The organism is Curtobacterium sp. PhB128 (assembly GCF_004340725.1).
GTDB lineage: Bacteria > Actinomycetota > Actinomycetes > Actinomycetales > Microbacteriaceae > Curtobacterium.
Window position 1 is genome coordinate 662,291 of sequence record NZ_SLUR01000001.1, and the last position, 16,323, is coordinate 678,613.

Annotated in this window: 15 protein-coding genes; 5 read left to right on the forward strand and 10 right to left on the reverse strand. The window is 72.4% G+C overall.

Annotated features, from left to right (window positions below):
- Nucleotides 1-53 precede the first annotated feature (53 nt).
- The 6 genes from EDF23_RS02985 to EDF23_RS03010 all read right to left on the reverse strand — a co-directional run bounded on the left by EDF23_RS02985 (nucleotide 54) and on the right by EDF23_RS03010 (nucleotide 6,297).
- The gene (locus EDF23_RS02985) at nucleotides 54-467 is read right to left on the reverse strand and encodes an ATP-binding protein (RefSeq protein ID WP_131846151.1); all 414 of its coding nucleotides are present in this window, start codon (nucleotides 465-467) and stop codon (nucleotides 54-56) included.
- Nucleotides 467-802 (reverse strand): STAS domain-containing protein, encoded by a 336-nt coding sequence (locus EDF23_RS02990; RefSeq protein ID WP_123292661.1) that lies wholly within the window; start codon nucleotides 800-802, stop codon nucleotides 467-469. The genes EDF23_RS02985 and EDF23_RS02990 overlap by 1 nt, the downstream gene beginning before the upstream one ends.
- Nucleotides 803-862: 60 nt before the next feature.
- Complete coding sequence (locus EDF23_RS02995; protein WP_235036022.1) at nucleotides 863-2,071, reverse strand: multidrug effflux MFS transporter; 1,209 nt, start codon at nucleotides 2,069-2,071, stop codon at nucleotides 863-865.
- Between the two features lie 304 nt (nucleotides 2,072-2,375).
- Nucleotides 2,376-5,033, reverse strand: coding sequence for a phosphoenolpyruvate carboxylase (locus EDF23_RS03000; protein ID WP_131920344.1), 2,658 nt, complete (start codon nucleotides 5,031-5,033; stop codon nucleotides 2,376-2,378).
- Between the two features lie 290 nt (nucleotides 5,034-5,323).
- On the reverse strand, nucleotides 5,324-5,617 hold the full coding sequence (locus tag EDF23_RS03005) for a DUF2470 domain-containing protein (RefSeq protein WP_200849248.1): 294 nt from the start codon (nucleotides 5,615-5,617) through the stop codon (nucleotides 5,324-5,326).
- Nucleotides 5,614-6,297, reverse strand: coding sequence for a biliverdin-producing heme oxygenase (locus EDF23_RS03010; RefSeq protein ID WP_131920346.1), 684 nt, complete (start codon nucleotides 6,295-6,297; stop codon nucleotides 5,614-5,616). Before EDF23_RS03010 ends, EDF23_RS03005 begins: the two co-directional genes overlap by 4 nt.
- 58 nt (nucleotides 6,298-6,355) lie before the next feature.
- Between EDF23_RS03010 and EDF23_RS03015 the strand changes: the two genes are divergently transcribed.
- Both EDF23_RS03015 and EDF23_RS03020 read left to right on the forward strand, forming a co-directional pair.
- The gene (locus EDF23_RS03015) at nucleotides 6,356-7,201 is read left to right on the forward strand and encodes a siderophore-interacting protein (RefSeq protein ID WP_131920348.1); all 846 of its coding nucleotides are present in this window, start codon (nucleotides 6,356-6,358) and stop codon (nucleotides 7,199-7,201) included.
- 798 nt (nucleotides 7,202-7,999) lie between these two features.
- On the forward strand, nucleotides 8,000-8,566 hold the full coding sequence (locus EDF23_RS03020; protein WP_131920350.1) for a GIY-YIG nuclease family protein: 567 nt from the start codon (nucleotides 8,000-8,002) through the stop codon (nucleotides 8,564-8,566).
- Nucleotides 8,567-8,646: 80 nt separating this feature from the next.
- Here the strand turns inward: EDF23_RS03020 and EDF23_RS03025 are convergent, their stop codons facing one another.
- The 4 genes from EDF23_RS03025 to EDF23_RS03040 form a co-directional block, all read right to left on the reverse strand.
- Nucleotides 8,647-10,197, reverse strand: a complete 1,551-nt coding sequence (locus tag EDF23_RS03025; RefSeq protein WP_131920352.1) for a GMC family oxidoreductase — start codon at nucleotides 10,195-10,197, stop codon at nucleotides 8,647-8,649.
- Complete coding sequence (locus EDF23_RS03030; RefSeq protein WP_131920354.1) at nucleotides 10,194-11,612, reverse strand: alpha/beta hydrolase; 1,419 nt, start codon at nucleotides 11,610-11,612, stop codon at nucleotides 10,194-10,196. The genes EDF23_RS03025 and EDF23_RS03030 overlap by 4 nt, the downstream gene beginning before the upstream one ends.
- Before the next feature lie 76 nt (nucleotides 11,613-11,688).
- Nucleotides 11,689-12,663: a zinc-ribbon domain-containing protein gene (locus tag EDF23_RS03035; protein WP_131920355.1), complete on the reverse strand. Its 975-nt coding sequence runs from the start codon at nucleotides 12,661-12,663 to the stop codon at nucleotides 11,689-11,691.
- 49 nt (nucleotides 12,664-12,712) lie between these two features.
- Nucleotides 12,713-12,964, reverse strand: a complete 252-nt coding sequence (locus tag EDF23_RS03040) for a DUF4287 domain-containing protein (protein ID WP_131920357.1) — start codon at nucleotides 12,962-12,964, stop codon at nucleotides 12,713-12,715.
- 131 nt (nucleotides 12,965-13,095) lie between these two features.
- Between EDF23_RS03040 and EDF23_RS03045 the strand changes: the two genes are divergently transcribed.
- Genes EDF23_RS03045 through EDF23_RS03055 form a run of 3 tightly spaced genes read left to right on the forward strand, consistent with a single transcriptional unit; the run spans nucleotide 13,096 to nucleotide 16,134 of the window.
- Nucleotides 13,096-14,271: an amino acid ABC transporter permease gene (locus EDF23_RS03045; RefSeq protein ID WP_131920359.1), complete on the forward strand. Its 1,176-nt coding sequence runs from the start codon at nucleotides 13,096-13,098 to the stop codon at nucleotides 14,269-14,271.
- A complete protein-coding gene (locus tag EDF23_RS03050) occupies nucleotides 14,271-15,044 on the forward strand; it encodes an amino acid ABC transporter ATP-binding protein (RefSeq protein ID WP_131920361.1) in 774 nt (257 codons plus the stop codon). The genes EDF23_RS03045 and EDF23_RS03050 overlap by 1 nt, the downstream gene beginning before the upstream one ends.
- 52 nt (nucleotides 15,045-15,096) lie before the next feature.
- Nucleotides 15,097-16,134 (forward strand): ABC transporter substrate-binding protein, encoded by a 1,038-nt coding sequence (locus tag EDF23_RS03055; RefSeq protein WP_131920362.1) that lies wholly within the window; start codon nucleotides 15,097-15,099, stop codon nucleotides 16,132-16,134.
- Nucleotides 16,135-16,323 lie beyond the last annotated feature (189 nt).

Sequence of the window (16,323 nt, forward strand, 5' to 3'; positions counted from 1 at the left end):
TGTGGCCCACGGAGTGCGCGAGACGGACGAAGCGACGGGTCGCGTGGTGGCGGTCAGTGACGGGCGCGCAGGACCGTCCACCGGTTCTCGTCGGCGACCCGCTCGTACCGCAGGTCGTCCACGACCATCCGGACCAGGGCGAGTCCGCGACCGCTCTCGGCGAGTCCGTCGGGCAACTCGGCCGACTCGGTGTCCACGGTGGCGGCGACGCCGTCATCGGAGAGCAGTGCGGCGAACCGGTCCGCTCCGATCTCGAGGCGCAGACGGCAGGAGACGCCCTCCGGGCGTGTCCCGTGCTCGATCACGTTCGAGGTGAGTTCGACGATCGCGAGCTCGAGGGCCATCCGGTCCTCGACGGAGACCGAGGGTTCGTGCTGCCACACGCCCGCCAGGAACTCGTGCACGGCGGACACGTCGTCCGGCGGGCACGACAACGCGAGCGTGTGCTCGGCGGCCGAGGCGGTCATCACCAGTCGGTGACCGCAGCGTCCCCGTCGGGGTACGTGCGGAGGATCTTGTCGATGTTGGAGAGCTGCAGGACCATCTGCACCTGCTCGGACGGCGCTGCGATGCGGAGGTCGCCGCCCGCCTGCCGCGCGGTCTTCAGGCTGCCGACCAGCGCGCCGAGCCCGGACGAGTCCATGAACTCGACACCGGAGAGCTCGACCACGACGCGGGCACGTCCGTTGTCGACGACCTTCGCGACCGCCTCGCGGAACTCGGGGGCGGACACCATGTTGAGGCGCCCGCTGCACTCGAGTACCGCGGTGTCGGGCTGCGCTTCGTGTACGACGATGTCCATGCCGGGTGGTCTCCTCTGATCGGTGCGCCTTGCAACCAGCAACCTACCGGCTCCGCCGCGTCAGGTCCCGCTGCGGTCCCGACGCGTCGCGGTGACCTGCACCACGACGGCTGCGGCCATGAGTGCCGCCATGACCCCGCCCATCGCCAGCGCGGTCCCGCCGAGCGCGCCGGCGAGCGGTGTCCCGAGGCCGCCGATCCCGAACGTCAGGCCGCCCTGCAGGGCCGCGGCCGTCCCCGGGTGCGCCGCCCCGACGTGCTGCGTCCGGGTCATCGCCGCGGGCAGCACGAAGCCCCACGCACCCGTGACGACCGCGAGGGCGCACCAGACCGGCACCGGACCGAGGTCGAGCAGCGCCGAGACGAGGACCGCCGCCGCGCCCGCGGTGCCGACGAGCAGTCCGACGGTGAGCAGGGAGTCCTCGGAGAACCGTCCGACGACCCGGCCGAACACCAGCGTGGTGACGATCATCATCGAGGCGTTCGTGGCGAAGACCAGCGTGTACATGCCCTCGGAGAAGCCGAACTGGGTCTGGAACACGAACGAGCTGGTCGCGATGTACGCGAAGAACCCCACGGTGGAGAGCACCCCGCTCAGCACGTAGGCACGGAACCGCGGGATCGCCAGCAGTTCGCGGATGCGTCGACCGTTCGCGGCGAAGCCCACGCCCCCGCGTCGCTCCGGCGGCAGGGTCTCGCGGAACCGCAGCACCACCATCGCGAAGAACAGCGCGCCGAGCACCGCGAGCACGACGAACATGATCCGCCACGTGCCGAACGTCAGCACGGCGCCTCCGGCCAGCGGTGCCACGACGGGGCCGATGGCGTTGATCGCGGCGAGCGTGCCGAAGACCTTCGCCATCCGCGTCCCGCTCGCCACGTCCGACACCATCGCCCGGCCGGCGACCGCTCCGGCCGCCCCGCCGAGCCCCTGGGCGATGCGGGCGAGGACGAGCGTGACGACGTCCGGCGCGAGGGCGCACCCGACCGAGGCGAGCGCGAACACCGCGGTGCCGACGACGAGCATCGGCCGCCGACCGACCCCGTCGCTGACGGGTCCGACGAGCAACTGCCCGACCGCGAAGGCGACGAGGAACGCCGTGAGCGACAGCTGCACGGCACCGGGGGTCGTGCCGAGGTCGTGGGCGATCTGCGGGAGCGCCGGGATGTACATGTCGGTGGCGAACGGCGACACCCCGACGATCAGGGCCAGCGGCACGATCGGCGGCAGGGTGGTCGTGGTCGGTTTCCGGGTGCGCTCCGTCGTCACGACCGACACGCTACGCGCACCCGAATCGATTCGACGGGCCCTGCGCGCCGCTCACGTCCGCCGACTGGTCGCGAACCGTCGCGCGGCGACCGGGCAGCCGACGTCGCGTGACCGCTCGACGGTGCAGCCCTGGACGTGCGCGGTGGCGGACGGGAGGCCCGGGACAGCGCCGCCACGGGCCTCCCGTCCGCCACCGCGAGCGGTCACGGCGCGCCGCTCACGTCCGCCGAGTGGTCGCGAACCGTCGCGCGGCGACGACGGAGCCGACGGTTGGTGACCACTCGGCGGTGCGGGGCTGCCGGCGTCAGCCGGTGTTCTGCAGGCCGGCGGCGATCCCGTTCACGGTGAGCAGGAGCAGACGGTGGTCGGCGTCGGTCGGGTCGGTGCTGCCCGTCGTCCGGATGGACCGGAGCGCGCGGAGCTGCAGGTGCGACAGGGCGTCGACGTAGGGGCTGCGCAGGCGCACGGCCCGGGCCAGGACCGGACGGTCCTCGAGCACGTCGCTGCCACCCGAGATCCGGAGCACCCAGTCACGGGTCCGCGTCATCTCGTCGAGCACCTTGGCGGCGAGGTCGTCGCGATCCGCGAGCTCGAGGTACCGGCGGGCGATGTGCTCGTCGGTCTTCGCGAGCGACATCTCGACGTTCTTGATCATCGCGCCGAACAACGGCCACTCGGCGTACGCGGCCCGCAGGACGTCGACGTCGCCGACCGCCTGGAGCGCGGAGCCGAGCCCGTACCAACCGGCCAGGTTGATCCGCGCCTGGGTCCACGAGAACACCCACGGGATCGCCCGGAGGTCCTCGAGCGACTCGACCGACAGCCCGCGGCGGGCCGGGCGGGAGCCGAGCGGGAGCAGACCGATCTCCTCCATCGGGGTGACCCGTGCGAACCACGGAGCGAACCCGTCCGCCTTGACCAGGTCGTAGAACGCGACGCGCGAGACGTCGTCCAGCTGCTGCGCGAGGTCGGCGAACCGGGTGGCCGCAGCGGCCGTGCGCGCCTCGTTGGACGGCGACGACGCGAACAGGGTGGCCGAGGCCATCTGCTCGAGGTGACGGGCCGCGATGTCCTGGTCGCCGTACTGCGCGAAGATGACCTCGCCCTGTTCGGTGAGCTTCAGGCGACCGTCGATCGATCCCGGCGGCTGCGCGAGGACGGCCTCGTTGGCCGGCCCGCCGCCGCGGCCGAGCGAACCGCCGCGGCCGTGGAACAGGGTGAGCTCGACCTCGTTGTCCCGCGCCCAGTCGGCGATGCGGGCCTGGGCGTCGTAGAGCGCCAGGTTCGCGGAGACCGGACCGACGTCCTTCGACGAGTCCGAGTAGCCGAGCATGACCTCGAGCCGACGGCCGGTCGCGGCCAGACGACGCTGGAACGTCTCGGTGCGGACGGCCTCGTCGAGGATGTCGACGCTGGCGTGCAGGTCGGCGAAGGTCTCGAAGAGCGGGATGACGTCGAGCACCGGGGCGGCCTCGGGTGAGCCGAGTGCGGCGACGGCGAGCTCGTGCACGTTCGCCAGGTCCGCCGCCGACTGCGTGAAGGACACGATGTACCGGCTGGCGGCACGGACCCCGTAGCGGTCCTGCAGGTCGGCGATCGTCCGGAAGACCGCGAGGACCTCTTCGGTGGTCTCGCTCAGCGCGCCGCCGGCCCGGATCTCCGCCAGGGCCGTGCGGTGCACCTGCGAGTGCTGCCGGACCTCGAGCTCGGCCAGGTGGAACCCGAAGGTCTCGACCTGCCAGATGAGGTTCTGCAGCTCACCGTTCGCCGGCCGGATCGCGCCGGCGGCGACGAGCGACGCCTGGATCGTCCGGAGGTCGGCGAGCAGGGCGTCCGGGCCGTCGTACGCGAGCGGCGTCGTGCCCTGGCGGGTGGCGTCGATGCGCGCGGCGGTGAACAGGAGCGCGCGGCGGTGGGTCTCGTTCGGGGCGCGGACGCCGATGCGCTCGGCGATGCCCGGGTCGAGTGACTCCTGCGCCGCCACGAGCGCGGTGAGCCCGGCGTCGGCCGGGGTGTCGCTCGCGTCGAGAGTCAGGGCGCTGCCGATGCGGGTGGTGGCACGGGTGAGCCCGATCAGGATGTGCTCGGCCGCGATCTCCGCAGCCTGGCGCGTGATGTCGGCGGTCACGTGCGGGTTGCCGTCGCGGTCGCCACCGATCCAGGTGCCGAACCGCACGAACGCGGGCGCCGTCACCGGTGCGCGACCGGCGTCATCGCCCTGCAGCCGGTCGTCGAGCAGGCGGTAGACCTGCGGGACGATCTCGAACAGCGTCTGGTCGAAGACGCTCATGGCGGTGCGGACCTCGTCGAGCGGGGTCGGGCGGGTCGTGCGGAGCGGCGAGGTGCGCAGGAGCGTCGTGATCTCCTCGAGCAGCCGTCGCTCGTTCTCGGCACGTGCCGTGGCGTTCTTCGAGCGGTCGCGCTCGTCGATGAGGTCCGTGATGCGACGCACGCCCGTGGTGACCGCACGACGGCGGGCCTCGGTCGGGTGTGCGGTCAGCACCGGGTGGAACCGCAGCGTCCGGAGTCGCTCGGCCGCCTCGGCCTCGCCGACCTCGGCCACGAGTTCCGCGTAGGTCGCCGGGAACGAGTCGCCGGCCAGGCCGCCGTCGTCGCCGCGCTGCCGGAGCACCCGCACGCGGTGGTGCTCCTCGGCCAGGTTCGTGAGGTGGAAGTACGTCGTGAAGGCCTGCGCCACCGCTTCGGCGCGCTCGGCCGACATCGCGGACACGAGGGTCTGCGCGCGGGCAGCACCCTCCGCGTGGTCGCCCTCGTAGGCGTCGATCACGGCCGCACGCAGCGACTCCACGTCACGCAGCAGCTCGTCGCCACCGTTCTCGCGCAGCACCCGGCCGAGCAGGTTGCCGAGGTAGCGCACGTCGGCGCGCAGGTCACTGTCGACCGCGCCGCTGACGTCGTCCCGAGCGCGCTCATGGCGCGCCGATCCGTCGATCGCCGTCATGGGGTCCTTTCGGGGTCGTCCGGGAACACCGTCCCGGCTCCGAGCAGCGTATCGGCCCGCGGCCACCCGTGACGTCGACCGTCCGGACGGACCAGCGGGCTGGGTGTGCGGAACGCGTCCGCGCGCAGCGCGAGCATGCAGGGAGGACGCCGGGATCGCGACGCGTGGCGGGAGCACCCCTGCAGTTGCGACGCGGCCCGCGATCCCGGCGGGTCTGTGGTCGGCGCGGATCGGCTCGGTTCAGCTCGGATCAGCGCGGATCGGCTCGGTTCAGCGCGGTTCGGCTCGGTTCAGCTCGGTTCGGCGAGCTGGGCCTGCGCGGCGGAGTGGACCTCGACGATCTGCACCCGCGCCGAGCGGCGGTCGGTCAGCGGCGAGGTCCAGGGCACGATGACCTGTTCCTCGTCGCCGTCGTCGAGCCGGGCGAGCCAGACACCGGCGATCGCGTCGATCTCGGTCATCGTCGCGGCCACGGCGGTCGCGGCCCCGTTCGCGCGGACGATCGCCAGGTTGTCGACCGCGTGGTCGGCGTTCATGTGCCGGAGGATCGCTCGGCGCGCCTCGTCGTCGAACGGCTCGGTCACGCGGTCACCGCCACGTCACCGGCCCCGTCGGTCACCGGGCGACGCCGGGCGTCGAGCCCCTCGAGCAGGCCGTTGTTGAGCGAGTACGCCAGTTCGACCTCGGCGATGACCCGCTCCTGCTCCTCGGCCGTCCACGGCGCCGCGTCGAGCTGCGCACGGTAGGTGTCCTTGAAGGCACTCGGGTCCGCGACCTGGTCGAAGATGTAGAACAGGACGCCGTTCGTGTCGAAGCCGAACTGGTCGGAGAGCATCCGCCCGATCATCTGCCCGCCGGACAGATCGCCGAGGTACCGCGTGTAGTGGTGCGCGACGAAGCCGCCCGGCCACTCGGCCGCGACCTCGTTGAGCCGCCGCACGTACGCCGTCGTGGCGGGGAGCGGGCAGACCAGCTCGGACCAGTCCGGGCCGATCAGGTACTCGAGGTCGGCGCGGATCGCCGGCATCCGGGTCAGCTGCGAGGTGACGAACGGCGCCGCCACCGGGTGGTCCGCCATCCGTTCGGCCGCACGTTCGAGGGCGTCGTACACGAACGAGTACTGTCCGAGCAACGCCGCGTAGTCGGCGACGTCGCACTTCCCGCCGAGCAGGTCGTGCATGAAGCCGTTCCCGGCCGAGGAACCGTGCGAGCGACGCGTGCGCTTGCGCAGCAGCTCGGAGAACGGGATGACGGTCGTGTCCATGAGGTAAGGCTAACCTTAGTTCGACAAACGTCAAGCAGGAGAGAGGACGCTCGTACCGATGAGCTCCAAGCCCAAACGCCCCCAGCACGTCTTCGTCGTCGACCGCACCGAGCGACTGTCGCCCCACATGGTGCGCGTCCACCTCGGCGGACCGGCCTTCGACGACTTCGTGGGCACGGCCGACCCGGACAAGCTGGCCGCCACCGACAAGTACGTCAAGCTCCTGCTCGCCAAGCCGTCGCTCGGCCTCGAGTCCCCGTACGACCTCGAGGAACTGCGCGAGACGCTGCCGAAGCAGGACCGACCGGCACGCCGCACGTACACGGTGCGGGCCGTCGACCACACCGCGAAGACGATCGCCGTCGACTTCGTCGTGCACGGCGACGACGGGCTCGCCGGGCCCTGGGCCGCAGCGGCGCAGCCCGGCGACAAGCTCGCGCTGTCCGGTCCCGGCGGTGGCTACACGCCCGTCGACGACCCGGACGTCACCCACGTCCTGCTCGGCGACGACAGCGCCCTGCCGGCCATCGGCGCCGCGCTGGAGTCGATGTCCGACACGGCCACGGGCGTCGCCCTGGTCGAGGTCGCCGGCCCTGCCGACGAGCAGGAGATCGCGCACCCGGCGGGGGTCGACCTGCGGTGGCTGCACCGCGACGCCACCGGCGCCCAGCCGGGCACGCTCCTGCTGGACGCGGCCCGGGCGCTGCCCCGTGCCTCCCGACCGGTCCAGGTGTTCGCACACGGCGAGCGGACCGCGATGAAGGCGATCCGTCGGCTGCTGCAGGACGACTGGGGGCTGGAGAAGCGCGAGATGTCGCTGTCGGCCTACTGGGCGCTCGGCCGCGGTGAGGACCAGTTCCAAGAGGAGAAGCGCGAGCCGGTCGGCGTGATCTTCACCGACTGACCGGTCTCGGCCTGCACGGTTCTTCCCAGAGCGGTTGCGATGGGAAGCGGAAACGGGCGTACCTGGTCGTCCCAACCGACCAGGTACGCCCGTCCCCGGCAGGTACGCACCGGTCCGGCACGGGTGTGCCCGGTTTCGGTAGGTACGCCCGGTCCCGGCAGGTACGCCCGGTTCTTCCCAGAGCGGGTGCGGTGGGAAGCGGAAACGGGCGTATCTGGTCGTTCCAACCGACCAGGTACGCCCGTTCCCGGCAGGTACGCACAGGTCCGGCAGGTACGCCCGGTTCCGGCAGGTACGCCCGGTTCCGGCAGGGACGCCCGGTCCTTCCCAGAGCGGTTGCAATGGGAAGCGGGAGCGGGCGTACCTGGTCGTTCCAACCGACCAGGTACGCCCGGTTTCGGCAGGTACGCGCCGGTCCGGCACGGGTGCGCACCGGTTTCGGCAGCTACGCCCAGTTTTGGGAGGGACGCCCGGTTCCGGCAGGGACGCACGGTTCTTCCCAGAGCGGTTGCGGTGGGAAGCGGAAACGGGCGTACCTGGTCGTTCCAACCGACCAGGTACGCCCGGTTCCGGCAGGTACGCACCGGTCCGGCTCGGGCGCGCCCCGGTCCCGGCAGGTACGCCCGGTCCTTCCCAGAGCGGCTGCGGTGGAAAGCGGAAACGGGCGTACCTGGTCGTTCCAACCGACCAGGTACGCCCGTTCCCGGCAGGGACGCACCGGTCCGGCACGGGTGCGCGGGTGCGCAAGGCTGCCGGGAGGCCCGGGGCGCGTCGGTGGGTCCGGCTAGCGTTCCGGGCATGGTCACCTCGTCGTGCTGCGTGCCGGGTTGCGCGGGCCCCGCTGCGGACGCGCTCGCGGGCGTGCCCCTGTGTGCGACGCACGTCACGCTGGTGACGGAGTTCGCGGCCGAGCACGTCGGCGTCGAGGACGCCCTGCCGGGCCCGTGCCCGGTGTGCGGATCCCGTGTCGGGGTGCGGTTCCCGGCGGCGTTCGTCTGCGCACGGTGCGAGTGGCGGTGGGGCGACGTGCCCGACGGCGACCTCGCTCCCCCGCGGGTCGACGTCGTGTACTACCTGCGGATGCGCGACGACTTCGGCGACCGGGTGAAGATCGGCACGACGATGAACCCGAGGCAGCGGCTGGCCGCGATCCCGCACCAGGACCTCCTGGCGTTCGAGCGGGGCGACCGGTCACTCGAACGTCGGCGGCACGCGCAGTTCGCGGCCACCCGGTACCCCGGCACCGAGTGGTTCCGGGCGACACCGGAGCTGCTCGCGCACGTCGACGCCGTCGCGGCCGGTGTGGAGGACCCGTGGGACCTGCACGCCCGGTGGACGAGCGAGGCACTCGCCCTGCGCGGCTGACCGAGCGGACCGGAACGCGTCCGCGCCAGCGGCCCGCCCACGCCGGCAGCCCGCCCACGTCGGCGGCCCGCCCAGGCCGGTCAGGCCGCGCGGAGCATCCGGTCGGCGGTGCGCAGGGACAGCGCCATGATCGTCAGCGCCGGGTTCGCGATGACGGCGCTCGGGAACACCGAATTGTCGGCGATCCACAGGTTCGGGACGTCCCACGAGCGGCCGTCCGGGGCGACGACCGAGGTCTCGCGGTCCGCGCCCATGCGTGCCGTGCCGATGGTGTGTGCGGTGCGCTCGAGGACCCGGACGTCCTTGCCGCCGGCGGCCTCGACGATGGTCGTCATGGTGCGGACCGCGTGGCGGCGGATCGCGTCCTCGTTCGTGCCCGGGGTGAACGAGACCCGGGCGCGTGGCACGCCGTGCTCGTCGACCTCGTCCGCGAGGACCAGCCGGTTGTCGTCGTACGGCAGGCATTCGGCGTTGATGCCGACGCCCGCGGAGTGCGGGTAGTCCTGCAGCGCCCGCACGAGCTCGGCGCCGCGCAGGCCGCCACCCCGGATGAGTGTGTTGGCGAAGGTCTGGGGCTGCACGCCGAGGCTCTGGATCAGGTACCCGCCGGCGAAGTCCGCGTCGGCGGGGCGGACGAAGTCCTCGGTGATGATCGACGACGGGTACCCGCGGTAGGAGCGCATCGACTCGTCGAACCGTGCCCAGACCTGGGTGGCCCCGTGCGCGGTGAAGTTCCGGCCGACCTGGCCGTTGCTGTTCGCGAGCCCGGTGTGCAGCAGCAGGCGCGGGGTCTCGATGCCGCCGGCGGCGAGCACGAGGGCCCGGCAGCGCTGCCGGTGCTCGCGGCCGTCGTGGGTGTACAGCACGGCGCTGACCTCGCCGGAAGCATCGAGCTCGATGCCGTGCACGAAGGAGTCCGGCCGGATCTCGGCGCCGAACGCCACCGCGGCGGGCAGGTAGGTGGTGTCCATCGAGACCTTCGCGCCGTTGCGGCAGCCCTGGTGGCACGAGCCGCAGGAGACGCAGGCGTGCCGCAGGCCATGGTGCTCCTGGTGGCGGTCCTCGGTGGTCAACCCGACGGGGGCGTCGGTCGCGGTGATGCCGGCGGCCGCTGCCCCGCGCATCATCATGTCCGACGAGGCGTTGCGCGCCGGCGGACGCATCCGGTATCGGCGCGACGGGTCCCACGGGTAGTGCTCGGGGCCAGCGACCCCGACGTCGTGTTCGACCTGCTCGATCCACCCGGTGAGCTCGGCGTGGCTGATCGGCCAGTCCTCGCCGACACCGGACGCGGAGCGGAGCGACAGGTCGTGCGTGCTCGGACGCGGGGTGAACGCGCCCCAGTGCAGCGTCGAACCGCCGACTCCGGTGCCGCTGTTGTTCGGGCCGAACGCCGTCGGTGCGCCGCCGCCGCTCAGCCGCTCGTCCATCCAGTTGATGTCACCGGGCGCGGCGACCTCGTCGGGCACGTGGTCGCCCGGCTCGGTGTTGCGACCGGCCTCGAGGGCGACGACCCGTAGGCCACGTCGGGCCAGAGATGCCAGCAGGGGCGCTCCGCCGGCTCCGGTGCCGACGACCACCACGTCGACGACGTCGTCCGTGCCGTAGGTGCGCTGTCCGTCGAGTCTCATCGTGCTGCTTCCGTCGTCGTGGTGCCGTCGTGCGTGTCCTCGTGCGTGTCGTCGCGGGTGCGCTCGCGGCGGTCGGGTGCCGCTGGCTCCCAGGCCTCGCGCTGGTCGGCGGCGAGCAACTGGAAGCCCTGCTTGCGGACGCCGTCGCCCCCGTTCGCGAAGCCGTCGAAGTCGATCGCCGCCATCGTCGCGGGGTGCGCGAGCCAGTGCTTCACGAGGTCGACGCTGGCGTCCTCGTACCAAACCCGCAGCTGTGCTGCATCCATCACGGCGTCGAGCACACCGTCGGCGCCGTACCGACCGGCGGCCACGTCCTGCAGGGCGCTGTCGAGCACGCCGTCCTGCGCCGGCCCGGCGAGTACGTCGAGCGCTGCCCGGTACGCCTCGAGGTCAGTGGGCGTGCCGTCGACGCGCCATCCGTCACCGAGCCCCGCGGCGAGCTGGTCGTCGACGCGCAGGGCGAGGTCCACCTGACCGTCGCCGGGCTGCGGCACGACGATGCGCGCGATCGCACGGAGGGTGTCGAGTTGCCGAGCAGTGAGCGCTCGCGGTTCGGCGGACGGGTCGTCGGGCAGCGCGCGGGCCGCCAACAGGGAGCGCATGCGCGCGCTGACCCGCGGCGAGGCGATCACCCGTGCCTGCTCGACGGGCACGACGGGCGCCCCGGTGAACCGGCGGGTCCAGAAGTCGCGGATGCGGTCCGCCACCGCCTCGGGCTGCTCCCACGGCAGCAGGTGTGCGGCACCCTCGACGACGTGGAGCTCCGAGTCGGGCCAGTGCGGCAGCGTCAGGCGCCGCTGTGCCTCGGCGTCCAGATCGCCGTCCTCGGCACCGGCGAGCACGAGTGCCGGCACGGGGTTCGTGGCCGCGTCGGACCAGTCCTCGCGGCTGCCGCGCGTGAGCCACGCCGTCCACGCACCGGGATCGGCGCGCTCGACGTCCTGCACGGCCGTCGTGTGTCGCTCGGGCGCCAGGGTGGACGCGGTGTTCGCGTCGACGAACTCGGCGGCGTGCGCCGCGCTGATCGGGCCGTCCGCCGCCCAGGACAGCATCGCGGCGCGGCGGTCGTCGTCCATCGGTTCGGGCGCCAGCGGCGAGGCCGCGAGCAGCACCACGGCGCGCAACCCGAACAGGCCGTTCGCGCCGGACATCGTCCGGTCCGCGACGACTGTGGCGACCTTGCCCCCCATGGAGTGACCGACCAGTACCCACTCGCTCGCGCCACTGGCGCCGATCGCGCGCTCGACGAGTACGGCCATCTCCTCGACGGTCGTGCCGGACGACGCCGGGCTGCGGCCGAAGCCGGGCAGGTCGATCCCGATGAGTTCGAGGTCGTCGCGGATCAGGGCGCGGCGGAGCAGGGCGAACTCCTCGGAGCTCGCCCCCAACGCGTGGAGGCAGAACGCAGGGGTCACTCCTCTTGCCTACCGGTCGCTCCGCGGAGGACCCAGGCGGGGTGTACCCCGTCGGCCGGTCTTGTCCCCCGATCGCTCACCGTGCGTACGCGTCCACGAAGAGGTCGCCGCGGATCTCCCGCAGGGTGTCGGCGAGCCGATCGACGGTCCGGCCGGAGATGCCGGACACCTGCAGGTCGTACGGCCCGAGCGCCGGCAGGCGTCCGGTGCGGATGCGAACGACCTCCCAGCCGACGGCGCGGACGGCGCGGTCCTTCCTGCGGTCGGTGTCCTGCCGCGGGCCGACGTGCTCGAGGCCGTGGCGACCGGTCGAGTCGTACTCGATCGCGACGCGCAGCTCGGGCAGGATGATGTCCGGCCAGACCTCGACGTGGTCGAAGAACGGCCGGTCGAGGCGGATCGCGGAGTGGTCGTAGGTGAACGCGAACCGGTCGGACAGCGCCGCGCGGAGCTCCGCCTCGACCGCGGACGCCGTCGCCGGGGCGCAGACGCTCGTGAAGGACTCGCCCGAGGGCAGCCGCGGGGTCTTCGGGCAGATCGTGCGGGGCACCGGCTGACTCGGACGTCGCGGCGTGCCCGGCGCCGGTCGACGTGCGCGGGTGCGGGTGCGGCTCGAGGCGACGGCACCGGCCGGGGTGCCGCGGGAGGGCGCGGCCGGCAGGGTCTGGCGACCGGTGGCCCGGACGACCCGCTGTGGGACCGGTACCTGCGACGGCCAGTCGGACGGCAGGACCGGCCAGCGCTGGGGCTGCGCCTGCACCGCGCACTCCGGGCACCACACCGAGCGTCGGCGTTCACGACCCCGTCGGGATCGCTGTTCGGACGGCGTGGCGACGAAGACGTGGCCGACGTCGCACTCCCACGTCAGCAGGACCTCGGCCGCCGGCGGGACCTGGGTCAGGACGACGCCGTGGTTCCAGTCCGGGTGGTACTGCCGGATGAGCACCGGGTACGGCGCCCAGTCGGCGCGGAACTGCCCGACGGCGTACGGCACCGCCTCGCCGCGCGACCACTGTCGGCGGCGCCACCACGCGTCGACGGGTTCGGCCACGTCCACACGCTAGGCACCGCCACCGACACTGCGGGAAACCGGGGTGCACTCAGCCCGCGAGGGCCCGCTTCGCGTAGGCGACGAGCGCGTTCGCATGGCCGTGGCCGAGCCCGTGCTCGGTCTTCAGCCAGGCGACGACCTGCATGTGCGGGTGCTCGTCGAGCTGCTCGGCGACCAGGTCGAGCCACTCCTGGACCGGGCGGCCGTAGGTCTTCTCGATGCTCGGGAAGTACGACGCCGGCCCCTTCGCCGTGCTGCCGTCCGCCGGGGGCGCTGGAGCGGTCACGCGGTGCGCTGTCATGGCAGAACAGTACTGCGCACCCGGCGTCACGGAACGTCATGCGCGCGGCGACTGTGACGCAGCGTTCCGCCCCGTAGCGGTGTGTTTCGCGGTGCGTTGTCCAGGCACCGCGACCCTTCTACGGTCGCGACATGACCGACACCAGAACGGGACTGCCCCGCGACGCGACCAGCGCCGTCGCCGGCACCGACGGGGTCGACGCGACCGGCGTCGACCACTCGGCCGGAGCGCCGGACGCACCACGGGCCTCCCGGCCGACCGTCGCGAGCGACGCGACCGACGCGACCGACACGTCCGTCGACGCCGCCGGACGCGCCGCGCTCGACCGGCCCGTCCTCCCGTTGCGGCACCCGCTGCGCTGGATCGCCGCGGCCGTCGTGCTGGTGGTGCTCCTGAACTTCGTCGAGACGCTGTTCACGAACGAGTCGTGGGGCTGGCCGGCCGTCGGGAAGTGGCTGTTCAGCCCGGCGATCCTGACCGGCCTGCAGCTCACACTCGTCGCGACGGCGCTCAGTGCGGTCATCAGCTTCACCGGCGGCATCGTCGTCGCGATCGCCCGGCTCTCGCACAACCCGGTGCTGTCCGGGTTGGCGTGGGGCTACGTCTGGCTGATCCGCTCCGTGCCGCTCATCCTGGTGCTCGTCTTCCTGTACAACCTCGGGTCGCTGTACCCGACGATCGGCATCGGGATCCCGTTCGGGCCGCAGGTCGAGGTCACCACGGCCAACGTCCTCGGCGACCTGGCCATCGGTGTGATCGGCCTGAGCCTGAGTGAGATCGCCTACGCCTCCGAGATCGTCCGCGCCGGCGTGCTCGCCGTCGACCACCGCCAGCACGAGGCCGCGCAGGCCCTCGGACTCCCCCGGCGTCGCCAGTTCGTGCGGGTGATCCTGCCGCAGGCACTGCGGTCGATCGTGCCGGCGTTCGTGAACCAGGTCGTCGGGCTGCTCAAGGCGTCGTCGCTGCTGTTCTACGTGTCGCTGCTCGACCTGTTCGGGGTGGTGCAGAACCTGTCGAGCACCTACCCGACCGACATCATCCCGCTGCTCGTCGTCGCGACGCTCTGGTACCTCGCGCTCACCAGCGCGGTGTCGGTCGTGCAGTACTACGTCGAGCGGTGGACCGCCCGCGGCTCGGTCCGGGCGTTGCCGCCCACGCCGTTCCAGCGGGTGCGGGCCGCCGTGCGTCGCGGTTCCGGACGTGGGTCGGGACGGCCTGGAGGCCCGGATCGCGCCCGGCAGGCCGCCTCCGGCGCGCGCGTGGTCGCGTCCGGCCCCGCTTCCACCATCGACGACAGGACCATCTGATGAGCGCAGCGATCAGCATCCACGGAGCCGTCAAGGCGTTCGGTGACACGGTCGTCGTCGACGGCGTCGACCTGTCGTTGCCGTCCGGGAGCGTCACCGTGGTGCTCGGCCCGTCGGGGTCCGGCAAGTCCACGCTGCTGCGCGCGATCAACCACCTCGAACCGCTCGACCGCGGCGTCGTCACGGTCGGCGGCGAGACGATCGGCGTCCGGCTCCGGACCGGGCGCGACGGGGTCCCCCGCTACAAGGAACTCCCCGAGCGCCTGATCCTGCGGCAGCGGTCGCGGATCGGGTTCGTGTTCCAGCACTTCAACCTGTTCCCGCACCTGACCGCGCTCGAGAACGTGGCCGAGGGGCCCATCGCCGCCGGGGTCCCCCGTGCCGTGGCGCGCGACCGTGCGGCGGCCCTGCTCGAGCGCGTCGGACTCGGTGACCGTGGCGACACCCGGCCGCGGCAACTCTCCGGCGGGCAGCAGCAGCGCGTGGCCATCGCGCGGGCACTGGCACTCGAACCGTCGGTCGTGCTGCTCGACGAGCCGACCTCGGCACTCGACCCGGAGCTCGTCGGCGAGGTGCTCGCCGTCATCCGGGGATTGGCGGACACGGGCACCACGCTCGTCATCGTCACGCACGAGATCGCCTTCGCCCGCGAGGTCGCCGACCACGTCGTGTTCCTCGACCACGGCCGCATCGTCGAGCAGGGCTCCCCCGCCCAGGTGCTCGACGATCCGCAGCACGCTCGCACGCGGGACTTCCTGTCCCGCGTCCGCTGACGCCGTCCCCTCGACGTTCCTTCTTCCCCTTCCGCCCGATCCCAGGAGAACCATGTCCCCCACCACCCCCGCACGCTGGCGGAACCGCGCCGGCGCCCTCGTCCTCGCCACCGGAGTCGTCGTCGCCCTCGCCGGGTGCGCCACGTCGGCGACGGCCGGCTCCGGCTCCGGCTCTGGCTCTGGCTCCGGCGCGTCGGACGGCACGGTCACGATCGGCGCCGCGTCGAACGGTGCCGCCACCGAGACGAAGGTCACCGTCGACGCGGACGAGAAGCTGCACGACGAACTCCCCGCGTCGATCAAGAAGTCCGGCAAGCTCGTCGTCGGCATCGGTGCGCTGCCGGCCGGGTTCCCGCCGCTCGCGTTCACCGGCGACGACCAGAAGACGCTGACCGGCTCCGAGCCCGACCTCGGCCGGCTCGTCGCCGCGAAGCTCGGCCTCGAGGCCCAGGTGCAGAACGCGACGTGGGACAACCTGTTCGTCGGGATCGACGGCGGCAAGTACGACGCCGGGTTCTCGAACATCACGGTGACCGAGCAGCGCAAGGAGAAGTACGACTTCGCCTCGTACCGCCAGGACAACCTCGCGCTGCAGGTGCCGGAGGACTCCTCGTTGACGTTCGACGGCGACCCGTCCGTGCTCGCCGGCAAGACCGTCGCCGTCAGTTCCGGCACCAACCAGGAGCTCATCCTGCTCGGCTGGAAGGCCGACCTCGCGAAGCAGGGCAAGACCATCACGATCAAGTACTACCCGGACGGCAACGCCGTGAAGCTGGCGCTCGACTCCGGCAAGATCGACGCCTACTTCGGGCCGAACCCGACGGTCGCGTACCAGAACACGTTGAGCGCGGACGGCGCGAACCCCACGAAGACGGCCGGCACGTTCTCCGGCGCGGGCGGGGACCTGCAGGGGCTGATCGCGGCGACGACGAAGAAGGACAGCGGGCTCGCCGAGCCCATCGCGGACGCCATCGACGAGCTCATCGACGACGGCACGTACGCGAAGTGGCTCAAGTCGTACAACCTGTCGAACGAGGCCGTGGAGCACTCCGAGGTCAACCCCGAGGGGCTGCCGCTCGACGCGAGCTGAGCCGGGTTCGCCGGGTCCGAACGACTCGGAACGACTCCCTCGATGTCGCACGACGTCGAGGGAGTCGTTCTGTGCGCGCGCGGGTGGTCGGCGCCGATGCAGAACGACATCGTCGACGTCGCACGACGACCACGATGTCGCTCGTTGCGCGTGCATCGTCCGACATTCCACGAGGTGATCGACGCGTGC